Source organism: Hoyosella sp. YIM 151337, assembly GCF_026041215.1.
Lineage (GTDB): Bacteria > Actinomycetota > Actinomycetes > Mycobacteriales > Mycobacteriaceae > Hoyosella.
The window spans coordinates 17,546-37,336 of the sequence record NZ_JAPEIQ010000044.1 but is presented as its reverse complement, the minus strand read 5'-3'; the positions used below and the strand labels follow the sequence as shown (position 1 = coordinate 37,336).

General features: G+C 64.0%; 15 protein-coding genes. 8 read left to right on the top strand and 7 right to left on the bottom strand.

The genetic code is table 11. The annotated features are described in order from the left end of the window. The first annotated feature begins 55 nt into the window (after positions 1-55). Complete coding sequence (locus tag ONR57_RS21260; RefSeq protein ID WP_265125706.1) at positions 56-1,288, top strand: polysaccharide biosynthesis protein; 1,233 nt, start codon at positions 56-58, stop codon at positions 1,286-1,288. Here ONR57_RS21260 and ONR57_RS21255 read toward each other — a convergent pair. Further along, a complete protein-coding gene (locus ONR57_RS21255; protein ID WP_265125705.1) occupies positions 1,285-2,496 on the bottom strand; it encodes a DUF3068 domain-containing protein in 1,212 nt (403 codons plus the stop codon). The genes ONR57_RS21260 and ONR57_RS21255 overlap by 4 nt on opposite strands. Before the next feature lie 211 nt (positions 2,497-2,707). On the opposite strand from ONR57_RS21255, the gene ONR57_RS21250 reads away from it, so the two are divergent. Beyond that, entirely contained in the window at positions 2,708-3,976 is a 1,269-nt protein-coding gene (locus tag ONR57_RS21250) for an acyltransferase (RefSeq protein ID WP_265125704.1), read from the top strand. Here ONR57_RS21250 and ONR57_RS21245 read toward each other — a convergent pair. The 4 genes from ONR57_RS21245 to ONR57_RS21230 form a co-directional block, all read right to left on the bottom strand. Next, positions 3,895-8,064, bottom strand: a complete 4,170-nt coding sequence (locus ONR57_RS21245; RefSeq protein ID WP_265125703.1) for an alpha-(1->3)-arabinofuranosyltransferase — start codon at positions 8,062-8,064, stop codon at positions 3,895-3,897. The two genes, ONR57_RS21250 and ONR57_RS21245, sit on opposite strands and share 82 nt — an antisense overlap. 93 nt (positions 8,065-8,157) lie before the next feature. Continuing rightward, the gene (locus ONR57_RS21240; protein ID WP_265125702.1) at positions 8,158-8,328 is read right to left on the bottom strand and encodes a DUF2613 domain-containing protein; all 171 of its coding nucleotides are present in this window, start codon (positions 8,326-8,328) and stop codon (positions 8,158-8,160) included. A gap of 152 nt (positions 8,329-8,480) precedes the next feature. Continuing rightward, entirely contained in the window at positions 8,481-9,590 is a 1,110-nt protein-coding gene (locus ONR57_RS21235) for an isochorismate synthase MenF (protein WP_265125701.1), read from the bottom strand. Between the two features lie 57 nt (positions 9,591-9,647). Then, positions 9,648-10,130: a universal stress protein gene (locus ONR57_RS21230; RefSeq protein ID WP_265125700.1), complete on the bottom strand. Its 483-nt coding sequence runs from the start codon at positions 10,128-10,130 to the stop codon at positions 9,648-9,650. A gap of 172 nt (positions 10,131-10,302) precedes the next feature. Here ONR57_RS21230 and ONR57_RS21225 point away from each other — a divergent pair, with 172 nt between their 5' ends. The 3 genes from ONR57_RS21225 to ONR57_RS21215 all read left to right on the top strand — a co-directional run bounded on the left by ONR57_RS21225 (position 10,303) and on the right by ONR57_RS21215 (position 12,781). Further along, positions 10,303-11,490, top strand: coding sequence for a glycoside hydrolase family 3 N-terminal domain-containing protein (locus ONR57_RS21225; protein ID WP_265125699.1), 1,188 nt, complete (start codon positions 10,303-10,305; stop codon positions 11,488-11,490). 89 nt (positions 11,491-11,579) lie between these two features. After that, complete coding sequence (locus ONR57_RS21220) at positions 11,580-12,176, top strand: TetR/AcrR family transcriptional regulator (RefSeq protein WP_265125698.1); 597 nt, start codon at positions 11,580-11,582, stop codon at positions 12,174-12,176. Between the two features lie 41 nt (positions 12,177-12,217). Beyond that, positions 12,218-12,781, top strand: coding sequence for a hypothetical protein (locus tag ONR57_RS21215; RefSeq protein ID WP_265125697.1), 564 nt, complete (start codon positions 12,218-12,220; stop codon positions 12,779-12,781). 54 nt (positions 12,782-12,835) lie between these two features. On the opposite strand, the gene ONR57_RS21210 is transcribed toward ONR57_RS21215, so the two are convergent. After that, positions 12,836-13,714, bottom strand: a complete 879-nt coding sequence (locus ONR57_RS21210) for a MaoC/PaaZ C-terminal domain-containing protein (protein WP_265125696.1) — start codon at positions 13,712-13,714, stop codon at positions 12,836-12,838. Beyond that, positions 13,714-15,054 carry a 3-oxoacyl-ACP reductase gene (locus tag ONR57_RS21205; protein WP_265125695.1) on the bottom strand — a complete coding sequence of 447 codons (1,341 nt, stop codon included), beginning with the start codon at positions 15,052-15,054 and terminating at the stop codon, positions 13,714-13,716. Before ONR57_RS21205 ends, ONR57_RS21210 begins: the two co-directional genes overlap by 1 nt. A gap of 221 nt (positions 15,055-15,275) precedes the next feature. On the opposite strand from ONR57_RS21205, the gene ONR57_RS21200 reads away from it, so the two are divergent. From ONR57_RS21200 to ONR57_RS21190, 3 genes are all read left to right on the top strand, one after another. Then, entirely contained in the window at positions 15,276-16,586 is a 1,311-nt protein-coding gene (locus tag ONR57_RS21200; protein WP_265125694.1) for an acetyl-CoA C-acetyltransferase, read from the top strand. A gap of 261 nt (positions 16,587-16,847) precedes the next feature. Next, positions 16,848-18,725, top strand: coding sequence for a VanW family protein (locus ONR57_RS21195; protein WP_265125693.1), 1,878 nt, complete (start codon positions 16,848-16,850; stop codon positions 18,723-18,725). Between the two features lie 33 nt (positions 18,726-18,758). Beyond that, on the top strand, positions 18,759-19,790 hold the full coding sequence (locus tag ONR57_RS21190; RefSeq protein WP_265125692.1) for an acryloyl-CoA reductase: 1,032 nt from the start codon (positions 18,759-18,761) through the stop codon (positions 19,788-19,790). Position 19,791 lies beyond the last annotated feature (1 nt).

Here is a 19,791-nt window from a genome sequence, read left to right as displayed (position 1 = left end):
GGCACCTTAGACCGGGGATGTCGAAGATCAGCTCACAACACGCCATGATGGTGGGATGAATATGGCACCCCGGCGCAGCACAGTGATCGCCGGGGTGTCAGTTGTGACGGCCGGTTCGATGACGGCCAACGCGGCAGCGTATCTTCTGCACTTGCCCGCGAGCCGGTGGCTTGGGCCAGCTGGCTACGGCGAGTTCGCCAGCTTGCTCGCGGCGCAATTGATCGTCGCCGTGCCCGCGCTGGCGCTACAGATGGTGATCGCGCGGGAGGTCGTTACAGCCCGTCTCGACGGACGTGCAGCCACATCCCAGTTCCGCCGACTGGGCTATTCGACGGCGGCGCTGGTGGCGCTGGCAGCGCTGGTGGCAGCGCCGATGGTTGCATCGGTACTGAACACTTCGCTCGCCGCTGCGGCCGCGGCGCTGTTCGCGGCTCCGGCGCTGGTGCTGCTCGCCACCGAACAAGGCTTGCTGCAGGGCCAGCACCGGTTCACTGAACTTGCAGCGGTGCTGGCCGGCGCGGGAATTGCCAGAGTGGGGCCCGCAGTGGTCACGCTGGCGCTGGGTGGCGGTCCCGCGGCTGCGCTGGCCGCCGCGGCCCTGGGTGCACTCGCAGCGGCGATTGGCGCGAACATGCTGGTGCGGCTCGGGCCAGGAGCAGATGGTGATTCTCCTCGCGTGGCTCGCACGGCCCGGCAGGAGGATAAGCGTCTTAGCGTGACAGCGGTGTTGCGCGCATCGCAGATTCAGCTGGCAATCGTTGTCTTTACCTCGCTTGATTTGGTTCTTGCGCGCGTCGTGTTCGAGGACACGCTTACGGGGCAGTACGCGCTGGGTGCCGTCGCGGCGAAGGTGGCGTTCTGGCTGCCACACGCGGTGGGCATCGTGTTCTTCCCCAGGATGGCGAATCCCAGCCTCACCAGGTCTGCGCTGAAGTTCACGATCGCTGTACTCGCCGCGCTCGGAGTCCTCATGGTGATCGCTGCGGCGGTACTTGCCCCCGTTGTGCCGGTGCTGGTGGGGGAGGACTACCGCCCGATCGTGGGTCTGTTGTGGCTGTTTGCCGCGCAGGGAGCCGTTCTCGCGATCCTGCAGGGCGTACTTCTCTCCGCGATTGCTCGTGACCGCACCGCTGTCTCGCTTGTCGTGTGGGGCGGCCTAGCAGTTGAGGGTGCACTGCTCCTCACACTGCCGCTCACCCTCACCACGTTCCTGCTGGTAGCGCTCGGGAGCGCGGCGGTGACTACGTTACTCGCGCTTGTCACAGTGCAGGCTGCGCTGCGTCGCTAGCGGTGTTCGTCTGCGTTCGCCTCACGGTGGCTGCTTGCTTCGACGTCATCGAGTTCGCTGTGGGGCCCGTCATCGTGAGGCACGTACATAGCGACGGCAGGGTCGTCATCGGCGGCCGTTTCTTCTTCGATGGTGTGCTCCGCCGAATCGTCTGCAGCTCCCTCAGCTTCAGGACGTCGCGTCGCTGAGAGCCCCATGAGCACGCCGAAGACGGTGGTGAGGAGCCCGAAGAAGCCGACGAGCCACGGTGCGGCGATTGCGACCGGCCCCAACTGCCACACCATGCCAACCCGGTCACGCTCAGCGTCGGCAACTCCCAGCATGGCGTTCACGGTGGCGTCCGTGTAGCGGACGTCGTACGACGCGACTGAAACAGCGCGGTCATCGGCGCCGGTACCGAAGAACTGGCTGACCTGTTCGCGAGAGTCCACGATGATTCCGCTGGCCGGTTCCACCCACACGTCGCGCGTGGTGGTCGAGAACCTGTTCATGAACACGATTTCGCCGGCGTCTGCGCTGCCCTCCTCGCTGAGCCCCCACGCCGCACGTGTCTGCCCCACCCGGTTGGCCGTGTCTCGCGTGGCCACGAACAGGTCGACGGGCTCGAGTTCCTGACGGTAGTGGTAGACCTCGGTGCCACCGAGTGTGGTGGACTCAACGAAATCGATGTCCGCGGTGGTCCGGGAGGGCAAGTCGAAGAACGGATAACTACGCTGCTCCGCGCCGTAGGGGAACTTGTATTGAAGCCCGTCGCGCGGCAGCTGCGCGGCAGGCCGCTGCCGGTCCGTCTGTAGCGAGCCGACTGGGTCGTTAGTGGGCAACCCAGTTGTGCGGTCGATGGTGACCCGATCGATGCTTGCGTTCAACAGGCCGCGGCCGGGTGAGGTGTCAGCCCGCACGAGCGTGAGTCCGCCCTGCAACGTGGCGATATCGCTGTCTGCCGGGTCCTCGACGGTGATGTAGAGCTGCTGCCGCAAGGGGACTTCGTCCCCAAGCGCGTCCTCCGGGTCGCCGGTTAGCTGCGCGTTCGCATCGAGGAAGGCGCCGCTGCCTTCAGAAACCTGTACCGCTTCGTAATCAAGGGGAAGCTTCTTGAGCTTCGGGATCGTGTACAGCGGAAGCAGCACCGCGCAGACGAGGAGGAAAACGCCCAGGCCAACGAGCACGGATGCGATTATTCGCTGCGAGCCCCCAAGGCGTGCGGTCATACGGTTACTCCTCCATGGCTGTGGGCGCGTAGCGCGACCCGAACGGGCTGCTTTCCCCAGTGAGCAGCCGCATGCGTCCCGACCCTAACAGGTTCTCAGCCCGCTGCGCCGTGACGAAAGCACACGAGGGCTGCATGTTGGACTCAATTCGATACCCATCAGTGGCCAGAAATGTGTATTATCGCCTGTTTCCCTGCACACTAGATGAGAAATGACTGCCACACAGCTGGAACCTGGCTCCCGACAGCACCACGCGGTCGCGGGCGCACAGGGGTTTCTCCCCGCATTCGAAGGCATGCGAGGCGCCGCCGCGCTTGGCGTGCTGCTTACCCATGTGGCGTTCCAGACTGGCGAAGTCACCGACACACTTCTCGGCCGGGTTTGGGGGCGCTTCGATCTGTCGGTGGCGCTGTTTTTCGCCCTGTCCGGGTACCTGTTGTGGCGTCCGCATTCCCGTGCGGCACGAGGTTTTTCCTCTGCCCCCGGAATTGCCCGATATCTCCGGCACCGGATCGTCCGCATAATGCCCGCCTATGTTGTCGTGGTTGTCGCGGTCCTCATCCTCCTGCCAGAGGCACGGACATCGAATCTGCAGGTGTGGTTCGCAAACCTGACCCTGACGCAGGTCTACACGCCGTACACGCTCGTTGAGGGACTTACCCAGATGTGGAGTCTTTCCGTGGAGATGGGGTTCTACCTCATTCTTCCGCTCGTGGCGGCGATTCTGATCGCCCTTCGGGGCCGCCGCGCTCGCTGGCGCATCCCGGTGATTCTTCTCACCGCGGTGCTCAGTCTGGGCTGGAAGTACCTCCCGATCGCTACCGCTGATGGCGTGCATCATGACAACTGGCTGCCGGGATACCTTTCGTGGTTCGCGGCCGGAATGATCCTCGCAGAGCTTGCTGTGGCCCCCCAACCCCTTATGGTGCGCCTGGTGCGTGTCCGCTTCCTCATGCCGGTGATCGCGGTAGCGGCGTTTGCGGTTGCCGCATCCCCGCTGGCAGGACCACCTGGCCTCGTGGAGTTGCGGCCGCAAGAATACGCGATCAAGATTCTCTGCGGGGCGCTCATCGGTTTCGCGCTGTTAGCGCCGATCGCGCTCGCTGCGCCAGGTCATCAGCACCGCATCTTGGCGAGCCCCGCGGGGCTGATGATCGGCCGCTGGTCGTACGGGATCTTCCTGTGGCACGTCGCGATACTGATGGTCGCCTTCCCTATCCTGGGCGTGCCCGCCTTCTCTGGGTACATGTGGCCGATCCTGATTGTCACAGTGCTGTTGAGTGTGGCGGTGGCATCGGTGAGCTACGCGCTGGTTGAGGAACCCGCGCGCCGCGCGCTGCGTCAATGGGAGGCGCGACGTGCGAATGCGTTACCCGTCCGCGCTCGGGAAATAATCGATCAGGTGCCGCCGGACTCGCCACGCCAGCAAGGCAGCGCGGCGATCACAACCGCTGCCACGGCAAGCAGCGCGAGCAACTGAACCCAGCCGGAGTGGCCGAGATAGCCGGACGCCGCACGCCACGGACCGGTGGACAGCACTGCGGCCGCGCCCGCCATGCCGGTCCCTGCTACCGCGACGAGCAATTGCCCCGCCGCGGATGCACCCCAGCGCCGCCGTACCACTAGCGCAAGGCCGCCGAGTGTGAGCGCGCCCGCCACACCCGCTGGACCGGCGATCACAGCCACCGCAACGAGGGCGGCTAGCGGAGCCGCGATGCGCGGCTGCCACACTCGCACCGGCACGCTGTGGTCGCGCGGACGGGGACGAATGAGAACGAGGAGCGCAAGCGGTACGAGCAGGCCAAGTCCGCCGAACAGCGCGGTCCGGTATATGCCGTCGTGAGCAAACGTCAGCGTCACTTCCCCAGCTGTGCCTGCGGGTATCACCCAGCCTTGCTGCCAGCCGTTGACAGGTATTCGAGGTAACTCACGTCCGTCCTCGGTGACCGCTGACCACGCGTTGTTGTCACTTTCCGGGATTGTCAGCAGCCGGTCCGTGTCAGCGCGATCGAGAACGATGACTCGGTGGGTGTCGCTCCACGAACGTACGTTGACCGGTGCAGCGGTGATCGGGGTGCCGGTGTCTGCGACGGACGCGCCATTCGTGTTTTCGTGGGCTTCGTGCAGGGTCAAACGGTCGACGATGAAGGGGGCTGGCACTTCGGTCTCGATGTCCACAGTTCCGGTCGGCAGATTGAGCGGCTCCGCCTCGCAGAGGGTGGCAGGGATGGCTGCGCCGGTGCGCAGGTCGTCCGCTCGGGCACTGATTGCCAACTCGGCGCTCGTATCGCCGACTTGGACGAGTGGGCCATCTCCGCAGGCGATCTCGATGATCCGATCTGGGTCAGCGGATTGTGCGGGGATTGGGTCTCCGTCTGCACCGATCGCGGTGATCTCTGCGATGCCGGGCGGCATCACAGATGACCAGCCGAAGAGATCTGGGGCTCGTACCTCATCCCAATCGCTCACAGTGATCGTGATGCTCGATGTCTCACGCGGATCAAGCTCGACGGTCGTGTCGCCTTGCGGGCGCAGCTCTGCGGTGACGGTCCCGTTACCGTTGCCCACGCGGACCTCGGTCGGCCGCGCGGGAGCAGGCCCGGGTGCTGGCGTGATGCGCACCGCGGTGACCATTCTGGATTCCGGCAGTTCCAGGGTCACGGTGGGCCGTGTCCCGTTCCCGGGGGCCGAACCGAGCGGCGCGTACCACACTGTTTCTGGATCACCGTCGGCGGCAGCGTATGCATTGCCACGGGGGTCACGGATGCTGCTGAGCCCGCGTGTATACGCGGCTGTGTCATCGGTGAGGAGATCATCGAGCGCGGGACCTGGTACGGCCCGTACGTGAAGCTCCGGTCTGACACTGCTGGGTTCGCCGACACTAAGCCGCCGGACAAAAGCACCAGCTTCCTCGGGAACAAGCTCAAGACCGGGCGAGCAGAGAACCTGACTGGGGCCGGTCACGCATTCGCGACGACCCGGAAACTCCTGGCCAAGGTGCCACGCGCTGACGTTCGCGCTGGTCGTCAGCGGAGGAAGCGTCGCCACCCGGCGCAGGGGGACATCGCGGCCGTTTGCTTCCACAGTGACGTCCGAGATGCCGAACTGGTCGCCTGCGGTGCCAGTGTCCGTGGCACGCGCGGTAATGCGTACCCAATCCGCGGTTCCGGCGGGCAGCGCCACCGTCAGCGATTCGCCGGGGGATTGGACGACGGCTGAGGTGGAGCCATTCGGGGTCGTGACTTCAAGGATCCGCACGGTCGGACCGACTGCTTCGCGGCTGGTGGTTACGCGTAGAAGCGCGTTTTCGATTGGCTGTTCGAAGTCGATATGCAGCCACTGACCTACCGCGGCCTGGAAGGTGCTGCTCAGCCAGGACGTGTCGGGATTGCCGTCCACGGCGGCAGCAGGGCCGCGACCCGGTTGAACGGCCCCCAACTGGGTGGCGTCTGAAACCGCTGAGGACACTGTGACATGGCCACCGCCTGACTCTGCGAGAACGAGGGGGTCGGCAGCGGGGTAGTCGGGTACTCGGTTGGTGGTGCGCCGCGGGTCCGCTGCGCTGAGCAGTCCGGAACGTTGGTGATCGACGCGGCCGAAGTCGGTTTCGCGAGCCTTGGGCGTATCAGTGATGATGACACCATCGACTGAAATTCCCGCATTCGCGGCGTCGGCGCTGACGAGGATGGGCAGCGGCTCGTTCGTCCCACTGTCTTCGTTGACGCGAACGATTGCTTCTGGCCCGCCCTGCACAATCGGGATCCCGGAAAGGTCAGTCGTGAACGGTCCTTGCGGCCAGGTCTCACCGACGGTGACGCGGTAAATCTCGACGGGAGGCAGGGGTGCGCGCATACCAGCGCCTCGCACCACGGACGCACGCGCCTCGTCGCCGACCGGCGTGCCGAACTCGGCGACTTTCTCAAACCCCGGCGACGTCTCAAGGGTCTGGCGGACGAGCAGCGGAGTGGTCGCGCGGGCCGTGTCAGGGTCGAGATCGTTCCGCACTACCAGGTAGCGGTAGCCCTGCGCCAGCAGGGCAGGGGCTAACCCCGGAGAGGATCTTCCGTCGGCAAGCACCCGCTGCACGGCGTCCATCGCACGAATCCCGCCGGGCGGGATGAGGGGAATCGCGTCGCGCACGCCCCATGGTGTGCGAGCAAGCGGCTGAAGTGGTTCGTCACGTGTGAGGCCCCAGCGCTGCGAACCGAACGGCGAACCTGGGACCACGAGTGCACGGTCAGTGGCCGCCTCGCCGCCGCCTTCAGCACCCGCATGTTTGGTCAGCCAGTCTGCCGCCTGGTGCCAATAGTCGGGGACCTCGCTGTATGCGCCGCGTGGTGCGAGCTTCCCAGTCCACGCCACGGAGGTGGCGACTACCAGTGCTGCGAGCGTCACGGTGCCAACCGCAACGAGCGGCTGGCGTTCTGGGCGTGCGAAGGCTCGCTGCCACTCGCGTGGGGGGACCCCGCCCGGAAGTGGGACACGGGCGAGCAGATGCGCGATTCCAAGCACCAGCGGCAGTCTGATGAGCGGTTCGATCTTGTGCACGTTTCGCAACGGCGCGCCGGTGCCGTCGAGGAATGTGCGAACCTGGTCTGCCAGCGGGGAGCCAAGATCACCGGCGTAGCCTGCGCCGATTCCGGCGAGTCCCGCTACGAGGATGAACACGAGCCGCCCTTTGGCGGGCATGCCGCGCATCGCGAGTCCGGCAAGCCCCGCCGCCGCCAGGGCACCGGTTGCGAGCACGGTGATCGGCTGCGTCACGAGGGCAGCCCCCGCGACACGGTCAGGTGAGACGAAGGGGGTCCAGCTATCCGTCCCGCGCAGCACTTCGACAAGTGACGTCCAGCGTGTCGTTGTTGCGGCTGACTCGATGTAATCGAGGAACGGCGGGCTCACAAGCCCCATCAGGAAGAGTGGTATGACCCACCACAATGTCGCGATCAGGCCGAACAGCACCCACCATCCGGTGAACGCAAGCCAGCGCCGGTCGGGGCGATGCGCGAGCCACCACAGCAGCGCCACCGCAACGCCCCCGGCAGTTGCAACAGCGTTAATCGCACCCATACACGCGACCGCCAGCGCCGACCCGGCAGCGAGCTGCCAGAGTGGCCGGCGCGATCGCCCATTCAGCGCGAGGATTACCGGTAGCAGCGCCCACGGTGTCAACATCATCGGTGTCGTTTCCGAGGAGATCGCACCGATCGTCGTCAGAACTCTGGGAGACAGCGCGAAAGCTGACGCAGCGATGATGCGGGAGGGCTGACTGCCGATATCGAGTGCTTCTGCGACCCGAATGATGCCCCAGAACCCAGCTGTTAACAGCAACGCCCACCACAGACGCTGTGCGGCCCAGGCGGGGATTCCCACACTGTCAAGGACGACGAAGAAAGCGCCGTGCGGAAAAAAATACCCGTAAGCCTGGTTCTGTACCTGTCCGAACGGGGAGAGGCTGCTCCACAGATGAGCTGCCCGTCCGAGGAAGCCCTGAGGATCGACGGCAAGGTCCAGCTTGGTATCAGCGACAATCAAGCCGGGGGACTGTGCGAAACTCAGCAGCAGTGACACACCGAAAACGACAAACAGCCCACGCCGGGGAAACCGGTTCGGCGGGCTGTTCGTGTGAGGCGAGGTTTCGGGTTTCAACACCCCGATGTGCGGTTAACGCGCGCCATATTCAGGCTGGTTCAGCAGGTTGTTTTGCTCTTGAACGACGCGGTTGATTTCGGGGCGTGAGTTCTGCTCCGCGAATGTCGTGCCCGTAATCACCAGAGCGAAAGCGAGAGTCGTGCCCGCGAAGGCGCTAATGGCCCCGGGGATCAAGAACTTCATAGGACTCTCCTCGTTGCTTCCACTTCAGCCCGGCCGGTATGCGGGCCAGGACACTGCGCGCGAAACTCGTGTAACAGCTTTCAGGGTAACGCCTCCACCTAGCATGACCTAGCATTGCTGTGATGCAACCCATATCCGTGTCGCGCGTGTCCTCAGCTAGTTTTTAGCATTTTTTCAACGTTCCCGCTGAACGCGCTGAGTAGTGTGCGCAGTTTCACCGTCGTTTCGGCGAGTTCCTCCGCAGGATCAGAGCCGCGAACGATGCCGCCGCCCGCGTACGCTCGTGCCGTTCGCCGCTGAACCTCCGCGCAGCGGATCGCGACCATCCACTCGCCATCTCCGCTCGCGTCGCACCAACCAACCGCGCCCGCGTAGAAGCCGCGGTCGCCCTCGTACTGGGTGATCGCGCGCAGAGCGGCCGCATGGGGAGTTCCGCAGACCGCTGGAGTGGGGTGCACCGTGAGCGCGAGATCCAGCGCGGTCGTGGCTGGATCACGCAACTCCCCGGATATCGGCGTTCCGAGGTGCCACACCTCCGGCGTCGCGAACAGCGCTGGCTGGGGCTCGATTCTGAGTTCACTGCACAGTGGCGCCAGTCGTTCCCGCATCCACTCGACGACGAAGGCATGTTCGTGCTGATTCTTTTCCGAGGCGAGCAGGCCCTGGGCCCGGGACTCGTCAACAGCGGGGTCGCTCGAGCGCGCCGCCGACCCGGCGAGCGGCCAGCACGAAACTGTCGTGCCTGTCTTTCGGATCAGCGTCTCGGGGCTAGCCCCCACCAGATAACTGGCGCGGTACTTGCCGCCCGCGGGCGAAAGATCGGCACAAAACCCGTTCCCTACGTGGTCTAGCTCAACCAGCCGCGCCAGCAGGGACAGCGGATGAATATCGTCTTCGCACTCGACCACGACGGATCGGGCCGCGACCACTTTGTCCAGCTTCTTGTCCGCAACCTCGGCGAGCAGTTTTTCGACGGTACGCATGTGCTCCGCAGGTGCGGGATGCTCAGCGGCAACCGTGCCACGCGGCAAGGGAGGCAGACCCGTGGGCGAGGTCCAGGGGCCCAGATCGAAGCGGTAGGTCTCCGGCGCGATGAGCGCACAGTTCTGGGAGGCGAGGAACGGTATAGCACCGACGATCATGGGTACAGCGCGGGTATGCAGGGCATGCTGGGCTGCCGCGACGTCGGCAAAGGCCTGCCGCGCTCCGAACGCTGACAGCGTATGGTGCGGCCGTGACAGCACGAATCCAGCATCGTCCACGCACCTGAGTATTGCTGGTGCGCCCGCGCGCCCGTGCAGCAGGTCAGCGTGGCCGGATCAGTTTCCTTCGTTGGGCGGCACGATCAGCACGGGGCGATGGCAGTGTCTGAGCACCTGGTCTGCAACGCTGCTGTGCAGGAGTGCACGGATGCCGGTGCTGCCGCGGGTGCCCGTCACGATGATGGTCGCGTCGAGTTCCTCGGCGGCGTCCACGATCGCTGCCCACACTGTTGTCTCGGTTTCAATGCAGCGGCCATCGGCCTGCAGGCCGGCAGCTTCCGCGAGCCGGATGCCCTCGTCATTGATGGCCTTTGCATCCGTCAGCGCCGCGTCTTCTTGCTGAATATCGGGAACCCATCCGGGCTGCATCACGCCGCTGAGGCCAGAAATGCGGGCTGCCTGCCGCGCTAGCGGTTCCCACGCGGTCACCACAATTGCTCGGCCTGCACTGAGAAAGTGTCCGGCATACCGGATTGCGCGCTGTGCGTTCTCTGAGCCGTCGTACGCGATAAGAATGAGATCAGCTGAACTCTGCGCCATGTTCCCTCCCGTTTGTTGCTGGCTGCGCACTGTCGCTTTGGTACGGGCTGCTATCGGACGAATCCGGCGATGGTTTTGAGCGTACTCCGCCGCGCTGCTGTTCGGGCGGAAGATCATCTCGCGCCGGTAGGATGCGGGCAGCCCGCACATCCGTCAATGTGAAGGAAAGCCGATGATCCTGCGCACCCAATTCACGCGTGTGCTTGCGCTGACCGGCGTCGTCGCGACCGCGGCTCTCGCTTGCGGTGCGCCAGAGGGCGGCGGCGATGAGGTGGGGGGCCCAACGTCGCCGCCGGGCACAGTGACGTCCCCGGCCCAAACCGAGCAGGTGTCGCAGCGGCCGGTGGGGTGCACCGGCCACGATGAGTTTCTCGCGCAATTCACGACGCGGCAGAAGCTCGCGCAATTGCTTAATGTGGGCGTCACCGGCAAGGACGATGCCCTGGGTGTCGTGAACGATGAGCAGATCGGTGGAATTTTCGTCACCAGCTGGGCGGACCCAGAGTTCTTGGCGAGCGGCGGAGTGCTCGAGGTGGCTGCGGCGTCCGACGTGCCGCTCATGATCACCATCGACGAAGAAGGCGGCCGGGTCAGCCGCGCCGCGCACGTGATCGGGCAGGCGCCGTCAGCAAGGCAAGTTGCGCAAACCCTGACGCCCGAACAAACCTACGAGCTCGCGAAGGAACGCGGTGAGGCCCTGCGTGAACTGGGGATCACCGCCGATTTTGCGCCCGTGGTCGATATTACTGATCAGGCAGACAACGAGGTGATAGGCGACCGTGCTTTCGGGGCGGCGCCGGACGATGTTGTTGCGTACGCCGGGGCTTACGCGCGGGGCCTGCGGGACGCTGGGGTGCTCCCCGTAATCAAGCACTTCCCTGGACATGGTCGCGCGACCGGCGATTCGCACTATGAAGGTGTGACGACACCGCCGCTGAGCGACCTCGTCGACTGGGACCTGATTCCGTATCGAGATCTCGCGGGCACTGGCGCGGCAGTGATGGTCGGGCACTTGACCGTGCCGGGTCTCACCGAGCCGGGTGTTCCGTCGAGTCTGAGTCCGGCCACGATGGAGTTACTGCGTACCGGCGCGGGCTATGGCGCTCCACCGTTCGAAGGGTTGATCTTCACCGATGACCTTGGGAGTATGCGTGCGATAACCGACTATTTCAGTATCACCGAAGCGGTTCTTCGTTCGCTGCAGGCAGGGGCGGACGTCGCGCTCTGGATATCTACCGACGAGGTGACGGCGGTGCTGGATCGGCTTGAGACCGCAGTCGCGGATGGTGAGTTGCCACAAGATCAGGTCGACGACTCGGTAGTGCGCGTCGGTGCCGCGAAGGGGCTTATAGACTGTTAGCAGTTCGTTCGAGTCCCGGATTCTGCTCCGCGACCCAGAAGCCCGTAAACTTACCCCCGGGTAAGGTGGGAAGTGTGGGTGGCAGATCGATGACAGAACGGCCCAAGAGGTTGCCGCGCGCGGTGCGTGAGCAGCAAATGCTGGATGCGGCTATTGACGTCTTCGCAGAGCATGGCTATCACGATGCCTCGATGAACGCGATTGCGGCACGCGCTGAGATCTCGAAGCCCATGCTGTATCTCTACTACGGGTCTAAAGATGAACTCTTCGCGTCGTGCATCCGCCGTGAAAGTGCCCGGTTTCTCGAAGCTCTCACTGGTGCGGCAGATCCGGAGTTGTCCCCGCGGGAACAATTGACCCATGGCATTCGCGCTTTCCTCGGTTTCGTGTACGAGAATCGGAAAGCGTGGCACGTGATGTACCGCCAGGCGATGTATCAGAAGGCATTTGTTGACCTTGTGACTGGAAGCCGTGAGCGTGCAATCGAACTCACCGCGCTGATCTTGCGCTCGAGCAGCAGGGAACCGCACAGCAATGAGCAGTTTCGCCTGATGGCCACCGCACTCATTGGGGCGGGTGAAGCCGTTGCCGATCGTATTGCGGACGGCGCGATCGACAAAGAAGCGGCGGTTCAGTTGCTCGTGAATCTAGGCTGGCGGGGTCTCGCGGGCAAGAAACCACAGTGAACTAGACCCCGCTCAGCAACCTCGGCGATAAAATATCCCCTATGTCGCTTTCGCGGTCAATGATAGCCGGGTTTGCGGTGCTTGCGCTCGCTGCGGGGGCATGCACTGCTGACGAGCGGGAGGATGCCGCGGGAGCGGACGATCGCGCGGAAGTTCAGGCGAACTACTTGTACACGATGTCAGGCTTCTCGAGCGGCCGCCTGGATCCGGTTGGTGAGGGGGGTGAGTTCGCCTTGCTGCTGGAGGACGCACCGTCTGGACTCGTCTTTTTTTCAGATCGCCCCCGTCGGGAGGTGGGAACTGTCTCGACTAGCCAGTTCCTCCAGGAGTTCGACTTTGTTGACGACCCGCCTAACGCCGCCCTGGCAATCGAATCAGCGGGAGAAGCTGATATCGCGGTATTCGAGTTAACAGCACCTGATTATGACGCGCACGCTGCCACGCTGCGATTCTCGGCCCGGCACCTTGTCGGCGGCGAGGTGCAAAGCGAAGATTTCGGATCGGCTCAGGCGCTGCTCGAGCTGGACATGCTGCCTGCGGAGTTCGGGCCGAGTGCGTTGTTCATCGACAGCTCATGCAGTTTCTGGGATCCGCGAGGTTGTTAAGCACACGCAGAAGTGCCCTGGAATCTGGATTCCAGGGCACTTTGCAGCGCAGCACTAGCGCGCGGTCACCTTCGCGGTCAGGTGTGTGAAGCCCTTCTTCGGGTGGCGCAGCGCGATCTCCCAGGTGCTGCCGGTGTGCCGTGTGAAGACTTGGACCTTGGCAGGCAGGAGAACTGGCTTGCCGAAGTCGACCGAGTAGTCAACAGCATCTGGGATGCGTCCTTCGAGGATCCCGAGCGCCGCCGCGCAACTCCACATGCCGTGCGCGATCACGGTGGGAAAACCGAACGCTTTCGCACCGACCTTCGAAATGTGGATCGGGTTGCGGTCTCCAGATACTTCCGCGTACTTGGCGATCTGCTTGCCGGTGACCTTCAGCGTCGTCTTCGGCAGATCGCCGTCGGCGCCAGGCGCGTCGTCGACCTTCTCGGGGCGGGGCTGATCGCTCAGGCTGGTTCGCTGCTTGCGCAGGAACGTACTGGTCTGCCGCCAGGCCAGTTCACCTGCGACCGTGACCTCGCTGATTACGTCGACAAGGATGCCGCTGCGGTGCTCACGCATGTTCTCGGCGTGCACGTCGATCGTGAGGGTGTCGCTCACGGAGATCGGGCGAATCTGCTCGATTTTGTTGGACATGTGAACGAGACCCATCGCGGGCAGGGGGAAATCCTTCGCGACGATCAGACTCATGACTGCGGGAAAACTCAGCACGAATGGGTACGTGACGGGAAGAGTGTCACGCAGCCGCAGTCGGCAGACCTTGACGTACTCGGCGAGGTTGTTCGTATCGATCGTGACGTCCGCGATACGGAGTGTTCGCTCGGGCAGGCTTTCTGCCTTCGCACCTGGCAGTGGAAGCATGCCGAGGACTGCCTTCGCGTATGTCTGCAGCATGCTTTGCTGATCGAGGATCTGGATGTTCTTCTCGCTCATCACGCACCCAGCAGGCTTTGACCGCACACCCGAACGGTGTTGCCGGTGACGGCGCTCGACGCTGGGCTGGCAAAGAATGCGATGGTCTCTGCGACATCCACGGTTTGACCACCCTGCAGCAGTGAGTTCAGCCGCCGTCCTACCTCGCGTGTGGCGAGCGGAATCGCGGCGGTCATCTGAGTTTCGATGAAACCCGGTGCGACCGCGTTGATGGTGATGTCTTTTTTCGCCAGCTCTGCGGACTCGGCATCGACCATGCCGATAACGCCAGCCTTGGACGCGGCGTAGTTGGTTTGCCCACGGTTGCCGGCGATACCCGCAATGGAGGACACGTCAACGACCCGGCCACCCTCTTTGAGTCCGCCGTTCGCCGCAAGTGCCTCGGTAATGCGCTTCGGCGCGAGGAGGTTGACGCCGATGACTGAATCCCAGCGGGCGTCGTCCATGTTTGCAAGCGTCTTGTCACGGGTGATCCCTGCGTTGTGGACCACGATGTCGAGGCCGCCGAAACGTTCTGCGGCTTCCGTGATCTTAGTTGCGGCATCATCAGCCGTCACGTCGAGAGCGAGCGCAACACCGCCGACCTTGTTTGCGACCTCGGAGAGCGCGTCACCTGCGGGCGGGATGTCCGCCACGATTACTTTCGCGCCGTCACGGGCGAGAATCTCAGCGATGGTTTCACCGATGCCACGAGCGGCGCCGGTGACGAGTGCCACCTTGCCGTCGAGTGGCTTGTCCCAATTCGCCGGCGCCTCGGCTGGCTTCTCGCTGACGCGAATCACCTGTGCATCGACATACGCGGACTTCGCCGAGAGGATGAAGCGCAGTGGCGCCGCCAGACCCGTGAAGTCGGTCTTCGCCTTCGGTGCTACGTACACGAGGTTGCAGGTCGCCCCACGGCGCAGCTCCTTCGCAACCGAGCGGGTGAAGCCCTCGAGCGCGCGCTGCGCGATTCGCTCGTCAGTCTTGCGCACGAGCTCCGGGGTGGTACCCACGACGAGTACACGCCCGGACGGTGCCGTCTTCCGCATAAGCGGCTGGAAGAAGGTGTAAAGCTGCTTCAGTTCTTCGATCGTGGTGATTCCGGTCGCGTCGAACACGATGCCGCCGAATTTTTCGGTGTCGTCACCAGCAAATTCGTAATCGGACAGCAGGTCGCGGATCGGCTCCACGAGCCGACCGGAGCCCCCGATGAGCAGCGGGCCGGGCAGGGGTGGTTCGCCGGCCTGGTAGCGGCGCAGCGTTTCGGGCTGCGGTAGGCCTACCTTGCTGGCGAGGAACGCGCCCGGCGCGGACGAAATTAGAGTGGAGTAAAGATCCGAGCTTCCCTTTTTAGACACGGGCCACCTCTCGTGAGTGATGTCACTCTTGCGCTGTTGCAGTTTCACTACCGCGTGGCTTTCCCCTAGAGAACGCCATTAACCATGGTGTTCACCGGCTTGCCCCCGATGCGTTGTATCCTGCACGAACGTACGGCGGAGCACGCGGTATCGACAACCAACTTACCGGTGAGTAAGAATACGCGGTAGTCCAACACTCCCGAATTGTATGGAGATGCAAAGTGGCAACCTCAAAGGCTAGCGCTCCGGAAGCGCGCCAGACCAAGCCTGTCGCGATTCTCGGTGGCAACCGGATTCCGTTCGCGCGAAGCAACAAGGCATACGCGAAGGCGTCCAACCAGGACATGTTTACAGCGGCACTCGACGGCCTCGTGAGTCGCTTCAGCTTGCAAGGGGAGCGCCTCGGTCTCGTCGCCGGTGGTGCGGTCCTGAAGCACAGCCGTGATTTCAACCTCATTCGTGAGTCGGTGCTCGGCAGCGCACTCTCGCCGTACACACCGGCGGTCGATGTTCAGCAGGCTTGTGGCACAGGTCTCACCGCGCTGAGCATCGTGGCTGACCAAATCGCGCTCGGCCGCATCGAAGCAGGCGTGGGTGGAGGCAGCGACACCACGTCGGATGCTCCGATTGCGCTCAACGAAGACTTGCGCGGTGTGCTCCTGGATCTCAACCGCGCCAAGACTGCGGCCCAGCGCCTCAAATTGCTTGGCAACCTGCGACCCAGCCAGATCGTGCCGTCCATCCCGGAAAACGGTGAACCGCGGACCGGCCTGTCCATGGGCGAGCACGCAGCGATCACCGCGAAGGAGTTCGGGGTCGCACGTGAAGCACAGGATGAGATTGCGGTCGCGTCCCACCAGAACATGGCGGCCGCGTGGGATCGCGGCTTCTTCGATGACCTGGTGACCCCATTCCTCGGCCTGAGCCGCGACGATAACCTGCGCGGCGATTCGTCCGTTGAGAAGCTAGCGAAGCTCAAGCCGGTCTTCGGTGTGTCGCTCGGTGACGCCACGATGACGGCAGGCAACTCGACGCCGCTCACCGATGGTGCGTCGACGGTCTTGCTGTCCAGCGACGAATGGGCAGCCGAGCGGAACCTCCCCGTACTCGCTTACCTGCGCGACTACGAAACGGCGGCGGTCGACTTCGTTCACGGGCCAGACGGCTTGCTGATGGCTCCGACCTACGCTGTCCCGCGCATGCTGGCTCGTAATGGCCTGACGCTGCAGGACTTCGACTTCTACGAGATTCACGAGGCGTTCGCTTCGGTGGTTCTGTGCACTTTGCAGGCGTGGGAATCCGACGAGTACTGCAAGGAGCGACTGGGCCTCGACGGTGCGCTCGGCAAGATCGACCGCAGCAAGCTCAATGTCAACGGCTCGTCACTCGCGGCTGGTCACCCGTTCGCCGCAACGGGTGGCCGAATTGTCGCTTCCGTGGCGAAAGCGCTGGCGGAGAAGGGATCGGGCCGTGCGCTCGTCTCAGTCTGCGCGGCAGGCGGCCAGGGCGCTGTCGCGATTATCGAACGCTGAAAATAACCGGGCACGCGTGGTAACACCCGTGCTCTGACGCGCGATACGTAAGTAGTCCCGCGCACGCATCCGACCCCCGACCCGGTGCGAGCGCGGGATTCTTACGTTGTGGCGGCGTTCACGCGAGCGGTACGCGACTCGCAGGCGAGGGCTCCGACCGCTTACTCTAAAGCGAACTTGGACAAAGAGCTTTTTTCGCCAGTAACTGACGGAAATGTTCTGTGGCGGGTGCGCATTCGGTGTGTCCGGTAGGGAGGCAGTGTGGCAGGCGAAGAACGGGCAGGGACGGCGCCGCGCGCTTCTCGGTCAGCGCGGAAACCGGTTCGTAATGGCCTGGTCGTCATCGCTGGCCTGATCTTGGTAGCGGCTGTTGCTTACGTGCTCGACTGGGTGACGTCGAGCGGGAAAGTGCCCCGCGGAGTCACCGTAGCTGCCGTGTCGATCGGCGGCCTGACCCCTGATCAGGCCGAAGCTCGGCTGCGCGGGGAGATCGAGTCCCGCATCGACGAGCCCTTCACGGTTATCGGCGGCGACGTGCCGGTCGATCTTGTCCCCGCCGAGTCGGGACTGACGCTGGACTGGTCCGCCACCATCGACAGGGCGAGCAGCCAGCCCATTAATCCGATCACACGGTTCCTCGCGTTGTTCCGCGAACGCGAAATAGGCTACGTGAGCGATGTCCGCGATACTCAGCTCGACGCGGCGATGGATGAGGTCCGAACTGCCGTTGACCGGGAAGCCATCGAAGGGGACATCGAGTTCGACGGTGCGACGCCCGTGGCGGTAATGCCGGTCGATGGCCTTGCAGTGGAGGTTGACGCCGCGCGTGAGGTGATCATCGACAACTGGCTGTCCCCGGAACCAGTCGAAATCCCGGTGACGGTTGACGAGGTGACGGTCACACCGGAGGGCGTCGAGCGTGCACAAACGGAGATCGCCGAGCCCGCAGTAGCTACAGACCTCGTTGTCATCGGGGAAGGCGATATCGAGGCGATCGCCGAGCCCGCAGCTGTGGGTGATTACTTGAGTTTCGAGCCAGACGGCGATGGTGGGCTGGACGCCGTCTACGACATCACCGCGCTGTCGGAGATTCTTGCGCCGCAGCTGTCAGAGACTGAGTCGCCCGCCGTGGATGCGACGGTCCGCATTGGCTCGGATGGGCCGATCGTCGTGCCGCATCAGGACGGACGGGGGGTCGACTGGGATGAGACCTTCGCTGACATCGACGATGTGATGCGTCAGCCAACCGGCCGGGTCGTCACGGCACTGTACAGGACCACTGATGCCCAGTTCACAACTGAGGACGCCGACGCCCTGGGGATTGAAGAGGTCGTTGGTGAGTTCACGACAGGAGGTTTCACCCCCAACTCGGGTGTGAACATTCGTCGTGCTGCCGAACAAGTCAACGGTGCCCTGATAAAGCCCGGGGAGACCTTTTCGCTCAACGATCACACCGGCCCGCGAGGGTACGCACAGGGATATGTTGAATCCGGCATCATCTACAGCGGCCGACCGTCGACGGCAGTCGGCGGCGGTGTGAGCCAGTTCGCTACCACTCTCTACAACGCCGCGTATTTCGCGGGTCTGGAAGACGTCGAACACACCGAGCACAGCTATTACATCTCGCGGTACCCCGCAGGACGCGAGGCCACCGTCTTCGAAGGTTCGATCGACCTCGCGTTCCGTAATCAATATGACACTGGCGTATTGCTCGAAGCTTACGGTGACTCGTCATCGGTGACCGTGCGGGTGTGGGGAACGAAAACGGTCAACGTGGAGTCGATCAACGGCGGCCGCTGGGCATACACCCAGCCCAGGCGAATCGTGCTGCCGGCAGGCCCGAATTGTCAGCCCAGCGGCGGGGGACAAGGCTTCACCACCAGCGACACCCGCATCATCACCGACGCTGACAGCGGTGAAGAGATTTCGAGGGAAACCCGCACCGTGACCTATGAGGCCCAGCCAGTTGTGGTGTGTGAAGTACCGCCACCGCCCCGCCCGCGAGAGCGGGACGACGACGATGACGATCGGGACAATGGTGACCGGCGCGCACCGGAGCCGTCGCCAGCCCCTGCCGAACCGCCTGCGCCCGCGGAACCCCCAGCGGGCGGCGACGAAACGCCAGAGGACGGCGAGTGACGGCGCTTCCTGCGCGCGTACCAGAATGGGGCCATGACATCCCGAACTGAAGCGCAAAAGCCGTCGCCCGAAAGTTTCTCAGCCCTCGTCGCACGCGAAGAGGACGACGACGCTATCCTGCTCGCCCCAGAACAGCGAAGCGAAACTGATCTCCCGCCCGGCGAACTCACCATCGCCGTGCAGTACTCGAGCGTGAACTACAAGGATGCGCTGGCGGTGACCCCTCGCGGCGGAGTGGTGCGGCAGTACCCTATCGTCCCCGGTATCGACCTCGCGGGCGAGGTCATCGAGTCGGAGCATCCCGATTTCGCTCCTGGAGACAGCATTGTCGCCCACGGCTACGAGATCGGTGTGAGCCGCGATGGAGGGTATTCTGAGATCGCCAGAATCCCGGCCGAATGGGCGGTTAAACTCGGTGACCTCTCGCCCAGGGACGCCGCCGCTATCGGCACGGCGGGCTTTACCGCCGCGATGAGCGTCCTGGCACTGCTGGACAGCGGCGTGACCCCTGACGGTGGTTCGGTGCTTGTCACCGGTGCGACCGGTGGTGTCGGAAGTGTGAGTATCGACATTCTCGCGGGGCTGGGGTTCGACGTGACAGCGTCGACCGGTAAGGAGCAATCCGATCTTCTGCGTGAACTGGGAGCCTCGGGTGTGATCGGGCGCCTGCCAGAAGATCCGGACGGGAAACCGCGTCCCTTGGGCCGTTCTCAGTGGGCAGCGGCCGTCGACTGCGTGGGCGGCGCGACGCTTGCGCATGTGCTGAGCACACTCAACTATGGAGGTGCTGTCGCAGCTAGCGGCTTGACCGGTGGTGCCGCGCTGCATACGACGGTGATGCCATTCATTCTGCGAGGTGTGCGGCTGCTGGGCATCGACTCGGTGCAGCTAGGTATCGAACGCCGCCGCGAAATCTGGCGACGGCTCGAAACGGACCTTCGTCCTCGCCGTCTCGCGCAACTCACCCGTGAAGTTGCGGTGCGTGACGTTAACGATGTACTCGCCGCCATCAAGAAGGGTGGCGCGACAGGCCGGACCGTCGTGCAGGTGCAGGACGGATTCTGAG

Bases quoted from the DNA above. Each gene is read 5' to 3' on its own strand.
- ONR57_RS21220 (WP_265125698.1), top strand. From the start codon at position 11,580: ATGACAGAACGGCCCAAGAGGTTGCCGCGCGCGGTGCGTGAGCAGCAA.
- ONR57_RS21255 (WP_265125705.1), bottom strand. From the start codon at position 2,496: ATGACCGCACGCCTTGGGGGCTCGCAGCGAATAATCGCATCCGTGCTC.
- ONR57_RS21190 (WP_265125692.1), top strand. From the start codon at position 18,759: ATGACATCCCGAACTGAAGCGCAAAAGCCGTCGCCCGAAAGTTTCTCA.
- ONR57_RS21240 (WP_265125702.1), bottom strand. From the start codon at position 8,328: ATGAAGTTCTTGATCCCCGGGGCCATTAGCGCCTTCGCGGGCACGACT.
- ONR57_RS21225 (WP_265125699.1), top strand. From the start codon at position 10,303: ATGATCCTGCGCACCCAATTCACGCGTGTGCTTGCGCTGACCGGCGTC.
- ONR57_RS21250 (WP_265125704.1), top strand. From the start codon at position 2,708: ATGACTGCCACACAGCTGGAACCTGGCTCCCGACAGCACCACGCGGTC.
- ONR57_RS21215 (WP_265125697.1), top strand. From the start codon at position 12,218: ATGTCGCTTTCGCGGTCAATGATAGCCGGGTTTGCGGTGCTTGCGCTC.
- ONR57_RS21230 (WP_265125700.1), bottom strand. From the start codon at position 10,130: ATGGCGCAGAGTTCAGCTGATCTCATTCTTATCGCGTACGACGGCTCA.
- ONR57_RS21210 (WP_265125696.1), bottom strand. From the start codon at position 13,714: ATGAGCGAGAAGAACATCCAGATCCTCGATCAGCAAAGCATGCTGCAG.
- ONR57_RS21260 (WP_265125706.1), top strand. From the start codon at position 56: ATGAATATGGCACCCCGGCGCAGCACAGTGATCGCCGGGGTGTCAGTT.